At 65.6% G+C, this 11,636-nt stretch carries 8 protein-coding genes; 3 read left to right on the forward strand and 5 right to left on the reverse strand.

The genetic code is table 11. The annotated features are described in order from the left end of the window. Positions 1-38: 38 nt before the first annotated feature. The 5 genes from ACZYTC_RS18220 to ACZYTC_RS18240 form a co-directional block, all read right to left on the reverse strand. A complete protein-coding gene (locus tag ACZYTC_RS18220) occupies positions 39-2,060 on the reverse strand; it encodes a mechanosensitive ion channel domain-containing protein (RefSeq protein WP_488990249.1) in 2,022 nt (673 codons plus the stop codon). Next, on the reverse strand, positions 2,057-3,223 hold the full coding sequence (locus tag ACZYTC_RS18225) for a 2Fe-2S iron-sulfur cluster-binding protein (RefSeq protein ID WP_441774223.1): 1,167 nt from the start codon (positions 3,221-3,223) through the stop codon (positions 2,057-2,059). Before ACZYTC_RS18225 ends, ACZYTC_RS18220 begins: the two co-directional genes overlap by 4 nt. 104 nt (positions 3,224-3,327) lie before the next feature. Continuing rightward, positions 3,328-3,810 carry a class I SAM-dependent methyltransferase gene (locus ACZYTC_RS18230; protein WP_434959084.1) on the reverse strand — a complete coding sequence of 161 codons (483 nt, stop codon included), beginning with the start codon at positions 3,808-3,810 and terminating at the stop codon, positions 3,328-3,330. Further along, positions 3,807-5,105, reverse strand: a complete 1,299-nt coding sequence (locus tag ACZYTC_RS18235) for a glycosyltransferase family 4 protein (protein WP_441774225.1) — start codon at positions 5,103-5,105, stop codon at positions 3,807-3,809. Before ACZYTC_RS18235 ends, ACZYTC_RS18230 begins: the two co-directional genes overlap by 4 nt. Before the next feature lie 77 nt (positions 5,106-5,182). Beyond that, positions 5,183-6,457, reverse strand: a complete 1,275-nt coding sequence (locus ACZYTC_RS18240) for a glycosyltransferase family protein (protein WP_441774226.1) — start codon at positions 6,455-6,457, stop codon at positions 5,183-5,185. Between the two features lie 359 nt (positions 6,458-6,816). Here ACZYTC_RS18240 and ACZYTC_RS18245 point away from each other — a divergent pair, with 359 nt between their 5' ends. The 3 genes from ACZYTC_RS18245 to ACZYTC_RS18255 all read left to right on the forward strand — a co-directional run bounded on the left by ACZYTC_RS18245 (position 6,817) and on the right by ACZYTC_RS18255 (position 11,462). After that, positions 6,817-9,501, forward strand: coding sequence for an ABC transporter transmembrane domain-containing protein (locus ACZYTC_RS18245; RefSeq protein ID WP_441774227.1), 2,685 nt, complete (start codon positions 6,817-6,819; stop codon positions 9,499-9,501). A 77-nt stretch (positions 9,502-9,578) separates the two neighbouring features. Then, positions 9,579-10,025: a cyclic nucleotide-binding domain-containing protein gene (locus ACZYTC_RS18250; RefSeq protein ID WP_434959080.1), complete on the forward strand. Its 447-nt coding sequence runs from the start codon at positions 9,579-9,581 to the stop codon at positions 10,023-10,025. A 261-nt stretch (positions 10,026-10,286) separates the two neighbouring features. Continuing rightward, on the forward strand, positions 10,287-11,462 hold the full coding sequence (locus ACZYTC_RS18255; protein WP_441774228.1) for an aminotransferase class V-fold PLP-dependent enzyme: 1,176 nt from the start codon (positions 10,287-10,289) through the stop codon (positions 11,460-11,462). The last annotated feature ends 174 nt before the right edge of the window (positions 11,463-11,636 follow it).

Genomic DNA, 11,636 nt, shown 5'->3' on the forward strand with positions numbered 1-11,636 from the left:
CAAAATGCTGCAGAGGCGGTGTCTGAAGAGCTGAACCCTCAGGCGACGGCCGGCTGCCCGCCCGGGAACACCTGTGTTCCCGGGAATGCTTGTGATCCCGGGATTACCACCGTCTGCAGGCCGTCGGCGAAAGAGATACCAGCGGCCTTGAGAGCGGTCTCGATGCGCTTGAAGGCCTCGGCCCGAACATCGAACTGCTTGCCCGGTGCGGTCTGGAACTTGCAACGGAAGATCTTGATGCCGGGATCGATGCGATAGAGCTTGGCTTTCAGCGGCTCGCGTATCAGCGGGCCGATATCGGGGTCGGCCTGCATGCCCTCGCCCACCTTCTTGATGATCTTGCGGACCTGTTCGGAATCCACGGCCACGGGCAATGGCAGGTTGAACTTCTCGATCACCCAGTCGCGGGAATTATTGCGCACCGTGCCGAGCGAGCCATAAGGCACGAAATGCAAGGGGCCGTTGTGGTGGCGCAGTGCCACGGTACGCAAGGTGATGCGCTCCACCGTGCCCTTGGTGCTCGAGCCACTCTCGATATATTCGCCGATGCGGAAGACGTCCTCGACCAGGTAGAAGATGCCGGCGATGATGTCGCGCACCAGCGCCTGGGCCCCGAAACCGACGGCGAGGCCGAGCACGCCGGCTCCGGCCAGCAGCGGCGTGATCTCGATGCCCAGGGTCCACAGGGCGGAGAGCACCAGAAGCACCAGCAGGACGATGGCGCTGGTCATGCGCAGCAGCGGCAGCAGGGTGCGCAGGCGCGCATTGGGGCCGGGCTCCGCATGGGGATCGAAAGGCCCGATGGCGCGCAGGCGCCGGTCGATCAATTCGCGGATGGCGACCCAGCCGACATTGATGACGAGCGCCAGGCCGGCGACACCGAGCAGATGCAGCACGAAGCGCATCAGCGGGCTGTCGCCCCCCGCCATGTTGCGCATCGGCGCATCCAGGGCGATGAGGGCGGCGCCGATGCCGAGCAGCACCACGACATAACGCGACATGGACAGCACGATGTTCGGGATGAGGCCGGCGCCGATCGTGCTGCCGTCGGGCGTCACCTCCTCGGGCCAGTAGAAGAACACCCAGCGCCGCAGCCGCGCCTGCACCGCCGCGACGATGACCAGGATCGCCAACAGCGTCGCGAGTGGGCTGCCCGCCGCCAGCCAGACGCCGTAAATGCCGAGGATCAGCGCGGCCGCGAGGAAGCCATAGGGAAAGCGCGGCAGGCGGCCACTCGCCCTGGCGGCGGCCCGTCCCCGTCTCAGCCCCGTCAGAACGGCGACCAGCACGATGAGCGTGATCAGGGTGGCTGATATCACCCGGACGGCCGAGGCCGCGTGGGGCGCGCCAGCGACATATTCCAGGAGTTCGGGCAGGAGATGGCTGAGGGCGAGCAGGAAGGCCATGCCGACAAAGCTGGCCACGAAGCGCTGCGCATGGGCGGGATCGATGTCGCCGAGCCGCAATTGCGGATGGCCGGGCGCGGCGATGACGTCAGCCACGAGCCAGGCCAGGCGCACGAACACGATGAGCAGGATCGAGGCGATCACGAAGCCGTCGAAGCCGGCCGGCCAGTCGAAATAGGCGGCGGCGCCGACAATGGCCACCACGAACAGGACCAGGCCGAAAGCACGCAAGGCGAGACGCCGCATGGCGAGGCTGAATGCCTCCCGGCGGCTCGTGAGGGCGGCCGCCTCCAGCGCGATCACCGCCGGCGTGGCATAGGTCCAATAGAGCCATTCGGCCCCCGCCCCGACGATGACCAGGATGAGGCCATAGGTCAGAGTGACGATGCCGTTGCCGGTCGGCATCGCGGTGGAGACTTCCGAGACAAGGCGCGCGAACTCGCCGGGCGCCAGAGCCAGGCTGTTGGCGATGCCCGAGAGGCGATGCTTGGCGGCCTGCAGCAAAGTGGCCACGAAGGCCGAAAGCTGCCCCTGCTGGACCGTCTGGTCCTGGATCAGCGCGGCGGTGCCGAGGGTTTCCGCCTGCGCCCGCTGCAGGGCCAAGCCGGCGGCCGAAGCGCATGCCAGGAAGGCGACGATGCTGCGTTTGCTCATGGCACGGCCTGCGATGGCAAGGTCTGCGATATGGCTCCGCCGGCCGAAGCTGCCACCCAGCCGGCGGGATCGCGCGCAGCGGTGACGTCGGCATAGGCCGGGTGCAGGCGGCTGATCGAAACGGACTCGCCCAGCAATCGGGCCTGGCAGGCCAGGCGCTGGCCGGCGCCTGCCTTGATGCGCGCCAGCGTCGCCCGTTCGTCGGCACCGATCGGCGATAGATTGGCCGTCCCCTCGTCCACGGCGACCAGGCAGGTTCCGCACCGGCCCCGGCCGCCGCAGACATGGGCATGGGGAATGCCGCTGGACAGGCTGATCTCGAGCAGGGAAAGGCCGGGCCGCCCCTGGCCGAGAAGATCTCCGTCATAGTGCACGCTGACCACCTGCTGCCGATTCCCCAGCACGCGCCTCACCATCACGCCGCAGGCCAGCAACACCAGGGCGACATAGGCCAGCAGGGTCGTATTGCGGATGGCGCCGATCTCAGCCTCGGCATGACCGAAACGCGCCATACTGGCGGCGATCGCTGCCTGCCATTCGGGCTCGGCGGCAAGCCTGGCCATGGCATCCTTGCCGCCCTGTACGAAGCCGAGCAGGGCGGCCACGGGCAGGATGAAGAACAGCGGCGTCAGGATCAGGCCGAGGCGCCGCCAGATCGGCTTGAGCACCAGCCAGGTATAGAGCCCTACCGCGCCATGCACCCAGACCACCACCACGGCGAGCACCTGCAGCAGCGCATTGGCGGGCGCGAAATGCCAATAGGCTGCCAGCACCAGGCCGAAATCGGGTTTGAACCCGGCGTCGATCAGGCTGAACACCTGCGCGAACAGGATATGATTGATCAAAAGGGGGGTGGCGAACAGGCCCAGAACGATCTGCAGCCAGTCCGTGCGCGACAAAGCCAGGCTCCGTCGTCCGGCAATCGCCATGAGGCCGAGAACGCCATGCACCAGGGCCGCGGCCGACAGCAGCACCAGGCCCGGCATGGTGCGCCAGGGCAGTTGCAGAAACGGCTTGGCCTGTTCCATGGCCTCGATGGACATCAGGCCGAGGGCAGCGTTGACGAGATGCATCGTCACGAAGACGAGCAGCACCAGTCCGGCGAGGAGCCGCAGCCGACGCTGGAGCGAGCGCATACGCTGGGAAAGGGGAAGCGCCGACAAGGGACCCGCCTGCCGCTTGAGTTCATTGCCGCGATCATCCTACGAAATTCGTAAGATTCAATGATCCCGGTAGCGGACGAAGACGCTCGTGCTTCCAGGCGTCCCTACACGGTGCGCCGATAGAGGAAATAGCGCCCGGCCGGCACGTCGGCCGGCGGATCGAGATGCTGGAGCGCGGAATGCCGCAATGGCAGGCCGCTGGCGACGACGCCGCCGGGCTGCAGCAGGCCGGCGGCCAAAGGCGGCAGCCAGCGCATCGTCTCGGCGTCGACTTCGGCATAATTGGTTTCGATATCGGCATGCACCAGCGCCGCGCCAATGCCGGTGAAGCGGGCAGCGGTCTCGCGGATTTCGCCGAGCACGAGATCGTCCTCAGGCGGCACCGAGCTCTTATGCGCACCGAGGGCTCGGTCGAAGGCGATGATACGATGGCCTGGCAGTCTCTCGCGCAGATGATCGAAGGTCCGCCCATTGCCGAGCCCAAGTTCGAGCACCGGGCCGGGCAGCCCGTCGATCAGGCCGCAGACATGGTCGAGCACGTCGCGCTGGGCGCTGACCCGGCGGATGAAACTGTCGAGGCGACTCACGACCCCTGCTCCGCCAGGGTCGGTGCCGACACCACGGCCGCGCCTTGTCCGGCCAGCACCGCGTCGAACTTGCCGGCGAGCGCCGCAATGCCGGCTTCGAAGGAGAAGGCTTCGCGCACCCGCCGATAAGCGCCGGCTCCCAGGCGATGGCGCAAGACGGGATCTTCGGCCAGGGAACGCAACCCTTCGGCGAGGGCTGCCGGATCGCTCGGCGGCACCAGCAGCCCTTCCTCGCCCTCGCGCACGAATTCCGGCACGCCGGCAAAACGCGTGGAGAGGATCGGCAGAGCCTGGGTCGCCGCCTCCATGATCACATTGGGCAGTCCGTCGCGGTCGCCGCCCTCGCCTTCCTTGCAGGGCAGCACGAACAGATCGGCCATGCGCAGGGCCTCGATCACATCGCTTTGCGCCAGCGCCCCCCGCCAGGTGATTCGGTTGGACAGGCCAAGGCTCTCGGCCTGGGCCTGCAGCGCCTTGCGCAGCTCGCCGCCGCCAATATGGGTGAGGCGCCAATGGAGGCTCGGAGGCAACCGCCCCAGTGCCGCGAGCAGATCGTCGAACCCCTTCTTGGCCACCGCGCGCCCGACCGTGACGATCTCCACCGGCGCCTCGGCGCTGCTGCCGTCGCGGGGTGGGCGCACGGCCGGCGGCAGCGGGAAGCGGCCGAGATCGAGCCCGTGATAGAGCAGGCTGACACGCTCGGGATCCCCAGCCGGCGCCAGTCTCTGCAAGGCCTCGACGCCACCACGCGTGCAGGTGACACCCCATAGGCTGTCGGCGATCTTTTCGCGCTTCTCCCAATCGGTGGTGGTCCAGATGTCCTTGGCATGCGCCGAGAAGCTGAAGGTCCGCCCGGTGAGCAAGGCGGCGTAGCGCGCCACCGAGGCCGGCGTGTGCAGGAAATGCACATGGATATGGCTGACAGCCGGATCAAGCTCGCGCGCCATCACCAGGGCCTGGCCGAGGCGGCGGCCCCGGCTCGCGCTGAAATCGCGCCTGAGATCGCGCGCGAACAGCCCCATCAGCTTGAAGAGCCTGGGACGCTTGAGGGCGCTGATCGCCCCCGCCAGCACCCGCAGCGGGGCCTGGTGCAGATATTCGGGCAGGTAGACCGGCCGGGCCTTGATCTGCCGGTTCAGCATGTGCACGGCCCCGTCCGTCGGCTGGCGCAGCGACCAGATCTCGAAGGCGAAGCCCGCCTGCTCCAGCGCCAGGACCTCCTGGGCGATGAAGGTCTCTGACAGGCGGGGATAGCCCTTGACGACGATGGCAATGGGAGTGCGGGTTGATGACATCAAGATCCGGTCACGGAAAAGCTTTGTTGGTAACTGCTCGCTTTAGCAGGGACTTTTCTCGAGCGCCCGGGAAATGGTCAGGTTCCAGCAACGCGCCCCAGCGGGACCGCGCCTGACCTGGCCTCGAACCAGGGTGTCGCCAATTGCTCGATGCGGTCGAGGCCATCGAGCAGATGGGGCAGGAATGCCTTGGACGGCAGGGGCTGGTCGGGCAGGTTGCGGATGGCCTGCGCCATCTCCAGCGGATCGCGGCGGGCGCCGGGATTGAGGTTGTTGCCGTCCAGCATGGAGACGAGCCCGAGGCGGGTGGCGTGCTCGGCGCGGATCGTCTGCTCGCGCCGGGGCGTGGTGCGCGGCACGATCAATGCCCGTTTGTCGAGCGAGAGGATCTCGCAGAAGGTGTTGTAGCCGCCCATCGAGACGATGCCCTGGGCCTTCACCATCAGATGCTCGATCTTGGCGTCGAAGGTGATGGCATCGACGTTGGGCAGGCGGGCGATGCGTTCCATGAAGGGGCCACGGCGGTCGCGGGCGACGAACGGCCCGAACACCAGCAGAGCGGGGGTCGGAATGCCGGGATCGCGCTCATAGGCCGACAGCACCCAGTCGACCAGTTCATGCCCGTCGCCGCCACCGCCGGTGGTGACCAGCACGAAGGGGCCCTTGGTCAGCTTGGGATAGCGGATCAATTGCGGCTGAGGCGGCAGTTCGCGGCGCAGGAAACCGGTATAGACGATGCGCCGACGGACATGCTCGGGCAGGTCAAGCCCGGCCAGCGGTTCGTAGATCTCGCGCAGGCCGTAGACCCAGACGTCGTCGTAATAGCGCGCCAGCGCATCGACGGCGCCCTTGCGCTCCCATTCCGGCGCCAGCACCGAAGGGTCGTCCATCACGTCGCGCACACCGAGTACGATACGGGCCCCGGCCCGGTGCAGTTCCTCGAGCGCCGGCAGCAATTCGCCGCGGAAACCGGTCGGCTCCTTGTCGACGATCACCAGGTCCGGCTTCAATGCGCGGGCTGTCTGCAGGATGATACCCTCGCGCATCGCCACCGCTTCGTCGAGCGACAGGTTGAGGCTGAGGGTGGTGTAGTTGCCATCGGCATGCTTGACCACGCCAGGCACGCGCACATAGTCGACCCCGTCGCCGAATTCGAAGCTGCCGATCACCGGGGAGCCGGAGATGATGACGATCGAGGCGTCGGGGTGGCGTTCGACCAGGCGGTTGGCGATGGCGCGCGAGCGCCTGAGATGGCCAAGGCCAAAAGTATCATGGCTGTAGATCATCACGCGCGGGCCGCCGGAGCTGCGTTGCGCGCGACGGGATATTCCCGGCCCGGGCTGATGCAACATGACGACTAGCCCCCCGAGCCTTTGCTGGATGCTCTACGCATTAATACCCAATTCGATCCTGATCGACGCCGTATAGCGGCTCGCGCCAAACAGCGCGGCCAGCCAAGCAGCACCGCCACCATCCGATACCACTTCGGGTTCATCATAAACATACCGCGTCGCAGCGACAACGGGCAGATGGCGGCATTCTCAGTGCAATGAACGCCCGCCTGCACCTGCCAACCCTGGCAGCCACGATACGCAAATACGAACGCTAAACATGGTTATGTAACAAGCTTTTGTCAGCTAACATGGCAGCCTCGTTGACGGATGCCCTGCAAGCTCCTACTTCCACGACACTGGAAAACAGGTGTCACCCGTTGGACCCTAGCCTCTTTCGATATGTCTGGCGGCACTCGCGCGGCGAGCAGATCTTCCTGCTGCTGGTGATTCTTGTGTCCCTGCCCTTCTATTGGATATCGCTGGAAGTCCCCAAGCACATCGTCAACCAGGCGATTCAGAACGGCGCCTTCGAAGGCGGCAACAAGACGGCGCGCCTGTTCGAGATGTCGCTCTCGCTGCCCGATTTTCTCGGCGGCGCCACCTGGCGGATCTTCGACGGCCTCGAGCTCACGCGGATACCTTTCCTGTTCGCGCTCAGCCTGTGGTTCCTGGTGCTGGTGCTGATCAACGGCGCCTTCAAATATGTCATCAACATCCGCAAGGGCATATTGGGCGAGCGCATGCTCAGGCGCCTGCGCTTCGATCTGTTCTCGATCCTGATGCGCTTCCGGCCCGAGGACATCGCTCCCCTGAAGCCGGCCGAGGTGGCCGGGATGATCAAGGACGAAGTCGACCCGATCGGCGGCTTCATCGGCGATGCCTTCATCCAGCCGATCTTCCTGATCACACAGGCCGGCACCGCTTTGCTCTTCATCCTGATGCAGAGCCCGAGCCTGGGCCTGGCCGCCCTCGTCGTGGTGCTGGCCCAGGCGATCATCATCCCGATCCTGCGGCGCGAGCAGATCCGCCTCGGCCGCGAACGCCAGCTGGCGTCGCGCCAACTCGCGGGGCGAATCGGCGAGGCGATCGAGACGGCCCCCGCCCTCCACACCTTCGGCGCCACCCGCTATGTCGAGGCTGAGATCGGCGACCGGCTGGGCGGCCTCTACACGATCCGCGCCAACCTGTTCCGTCGCAAATTCGCGGTCAAGTTCCTCAACAACCTCCTGGCCCAGCTCACGCCCTTCATCTTCTACGCCGTGGGCGGCTACTTTGCCGTGATCGGCACGGTGAGCATCGGCTCCCTCATTGCCGTGATCAATGCCTACAAGGATCTTCCCGCGCCGATCAACGACCTCATCACCTGGGACCAGCAGCGCCAGGACGTGCAGGTGAAATATGAGCAGGTCGCCGCCCAGTTCTCGCCCGAGCGCCTGCTGCCGCCGGCCAATGGCAAGACCGCGGCGATTCCCCCCGCCGACACGCCGATCCAGCTTACCTCGGTCAGCGTGCAGGATGCCCGTGGCGTCTCGCTGCTCGACCGTCTCTCCCTAACGCTGGAAAGGCCTGGTCACATCGCCCTGGTCGGGCCGGCCGGCTCCGGCCGGGACATCATGGCCCGCATCGTCGGCCGCCAGTTCCTGGCCTATCAGGGCAGCGTGAAGATCGGCGAAACCGAAATTTCAGCGTTCTCCGACCTCGAACTCAGCCAGATCCTGTCCTTCGTCGGCCCGGATGCCCTGCTCTCGCCCGGCTCCATCCGCGACAACATCCTGTTCGCCGCCCAGCGCCGGCCGCCCGCCCTCGGCGACATCTCGGTGCTCGTGTCCGACAACGTGCAATACAAGACCTTCCTCGAAGCACGCCGGTCCGGCAATCCGCTGATCTCAGCCGATGCCGACTGGACGGACTACCAGGCGCTGGGCGTAGCCGGGCCGCAGGAGGTCGACGACGCGATTCGCAGGGCGCTCGACGCCGCCGGAGCCTTCGCGGACATCAACCGCTTCGGCGTGCGCGGCCGCTTCGACGACAGCCATAGCGACGCTTTCCTCGAGCGATTCGTGCGGGCACGCCAGGTCGTGCGCGAGCGCCTCGCGAGCAAGGGCATGTCCCATCTGGTCGATCCCTTCGACCCCCAGCTCTACAACGCCGGCGCCTCTGTCGGCGAAAACCTGCTCTTCGGCGTGCCCAAGGGCAAGAAGCTGCATATGGACACCCTGCAGCGCAATAATTTCATGCGCTCCATCCTCGAGGCCGAGGCCCTGCTCGAACCCCTGATCGATTTCGGCCTGCGCGTGGCGGAGATGGCCGTGGAGACTTTCGCCGGCCTGCCGCCCGAACATCCCGTGTTCGAGCGCTATTCGGCGATTCGCCCCGAGGACCTGCCGCGCTTCCAGGAGATCGTGGATTCCGTGCACGCACGCGGCACCACGAGGGCGCTCTCGTCCTCGGCGCGCACGCGGTTGCTCGGCGCTGGCCTTGCCTATATCGAGCCGCGCCATCGCCTGGGTCTGGTCACCGAGGCTTTCATGGCGCGCGTGCTGCGCGCTCGCCACAGCTTCCGTACCCACCTACCCTCCCACTACAGCGGTGAGATCGAGTTCTACGATCCCGCCAGCTACATGCGCGCCGCCCCGGTGGGAGACAACATCCTGTTCGGGCGCATCAGCTATGGCATCGCCAATGCTCCCGAGCGCGTCTACGCGCTGGCGCGCGCCGTCGTCGAGGAACTCGGCCTCGACAAGGACATCTTCGCCCTCGGACTGAATTTCGAAGTCGGCAAGAATGGCTGGCAGTTGCAGCCGGCGCAGCGCGCCCGCATCGCCATCGCCCGGGCCCTGGTCGCCAATCCCCAGATTCTGGTGATGGAGAACGCGCTTTTGGCCTTTTCCAGCACGGAAGCCGAGGAGCTTCTCCATAGCGTGCGCAGCGCCATGCAGGGGCGCACCTTGATTGCAACCCTGCCGAGCAGCGGCCAGGCAGAGGGATTCGACCGGATCATCGAGTTCGAGGGATCAAGAATCGTCACTCGCGATATTGTTACTCTTGCGCAGAGTGCCTAAATGATGCTTGGATTGCAGCTGGATTTTGCCTCGATTGCTCAACGAGGGGTTGTTTGGGTTGAGCGGGGAGAGGGACCTTGGATCTCGATCTGGAAGTCAAGACCATCAGGAACGCGGCGATCTTCACGGGTATAGATCCGTGCAAGATGCGGCTGCTTGCCTGCATGAGCGAGCAGTTGACCTTCGAGAAGGGCGACTATCTCTTCAAGGTGGGAGAGATTCCTGACGCTGCCTATGTCATCCTCAAGGGCGAAGTCGAAGTTCTTGCCCAGAACGGCGAGAGCCTCATCACTGTCGGCACCGAAGGCCCGGGCAGCATGATCGGCGAAGTCGCGGTGCTTTGCGACGCACGCCGTTTCACCTCAGCGCGGGCTCATACCGAGATTTCGGTCATGCGCATCAACAAGGACTGCCTGCTGCGCATGATGCAGGACAATCCGCAATTCTCGATGTCGATCGCCAAGGAACTGGCGCGCCGCGTCATGCAGATCGCCACGCAGGACGCCCACGTCCTAACGCATTGAAGCGCCTGACGCATTGAGGCGCCTGACGGGTGGGCTTCAACCAGCCGCTGCAGCTTTGCGGCGGCCACATCTTGCTTGGCGAATTTACCTACAATTACTTGCATTGTGAAGGCTTGGCAGGCAGGACTCGGGGGCAGATGGCGCCATGCCATTGCCCGGAGCGAGGTGCGTTTCAAACGCAGTTTCGTTCCGATTCCGTTTCGACGCGTCTTTGCGATTCCGGATGACTCCATCGGATCGAGGGACGCCTAAGGAACCGCCATGTCCCTTGCGCTCGATCGCCTTCGTGCCGAAACCCCCGGTGTCGCCAATCGCATCCATCTCAACAATGCTGGCGCAGCCCTGATGCCGGCGCCAGTGGTCGATGCGATGACCTCCTATCTCAGGCGCGAAGCCGAGATCGGCGGTTATGAGGCCGCCGAAGAATCGGCAGCCCGTCTCGACACTGTCTATGACAGCCTGGCCCGCCTCGTCGGCGGCGCCCGCGACGAGATCGCCTTGACGGAGAATGCCACCGTCGCCTGGCAGATGGCGTTCTATGCTCTCCCTTTCCGGCCCGGCGACCGCATTCTCACCACCACGGCCGAGTATGGCGCCAACTACATCGCCTTCCTGCAGGTCGCCAAGCGAACCGGTGCGGTGATCGAGGTCATTCCCGACGATGCCGACGGCGTGCTCGACCCCGCCGCGCTCGAGGCCATGATCGACGACAGGGTCCGCCTGATCGCCATCAACTGGATCCCGACCAATGGTGGACTGGTCAACCCGGCCGCCGCCGTGGGCGCCGTGGCCCGGCGCCATGGCATTGCCTATCTTCTCGATGCCTGCCAGGCGGTCGGACAGATGCCTGTCGACGTCGAGGCGCTCGGCTGCGACATGCTGTCCGCGACCGGCCGCAAATTCCTGCGCGGGCCGCGCGGCACCGGCTTCCTCTATGTGCGCCGCAAGCTCTGCCTCACGCTCGAGCCGCCCATGATCGATCATTTCGGCGCAACCTGGGTCGACAAGGATCATTATCGCTTGCGCGACGATGCCAGGCGCTTCGAGAGTTGGGAGAACAATTACGCTGCGCGGCTCGGGCTGGGCGTCGCCACCGATTACGCCCTCGCCGTCGGCATCGAGGCGATTCGCGAACGCTGCCTGGCGCTGTCACAGCGGCTGCGGGAGGGCTTGCGGTCGCTCCCGCGCCTGCGCATCTTCGATCTCGGCCCGCACCCGGCGGCCATCGTCACCTTCGCGGTCGATGGCCTAGAGGCGGAGGAGGTCCGCCGCCGCGCGACCGAAGCCGGCATCAATCTCAGCATATCCAGGCCGGGCAGCACTCTGCTCGATGCGCTCGCCCGCCATCTGCCGATATTGGTGCGTGCCTCCCCGCACTATTACAACAGCGAGGAAGAGATCGACGCCCTGCTCGCGCTGCTGCAGAAAATGCACTAGTGGCAGGCTGGCGCCCAAGCATTCAAGCCTGAATGCTCGAGGACGTCACCGCGGATCGCAAACACGCTCCAGCCGATCCGTTGGATTGGCTCGGAAACAAAGAGCTAGAGTAAAATCGCGTTTTCGCTAAAACGAGCTTTGCCTCAGTGACGCAGGGGCCACCCCTTTGACCGA

This window comes from Labrys sp. F242, assembly GCF_057813875.1.

What these genes read in the sequence shown, in the direction of transcription:
- ACZYTC_RS18220 (WP_488990249.1), bottom strand. Translation starts at nt 2,060, where the DNA reads ATGAGCAAACGCAGCATCGTCGCCTTCCTGGCATGCGCTTCGGCCGCC.
- ACZYTC_RS18235 (WP_441774225.1), bottom strand. Translation starts at nt 5,105, where the DNA reads ATGTCATCAACCCGCACTCCCATTGCCATCGTCGTCAAGGGCTATCCC.
- ACZYTC_RS18240 (WP_441774226.1), bottom strand. Translation starts at nt 6,457, where the DNA reads ATGTTGCATCAGCCCGGGCCGGGAATATCCCGTCGCGCGCAACGCAGC.
- ACZYTC_RS18255 (WP_441774228.1), top strand. Translation starts at nt 10,287, where the DNA reads ATGTCCCTTGCGCTCGATCGCCTTCGTGCCGAAACCCCCGGTGTCGCC.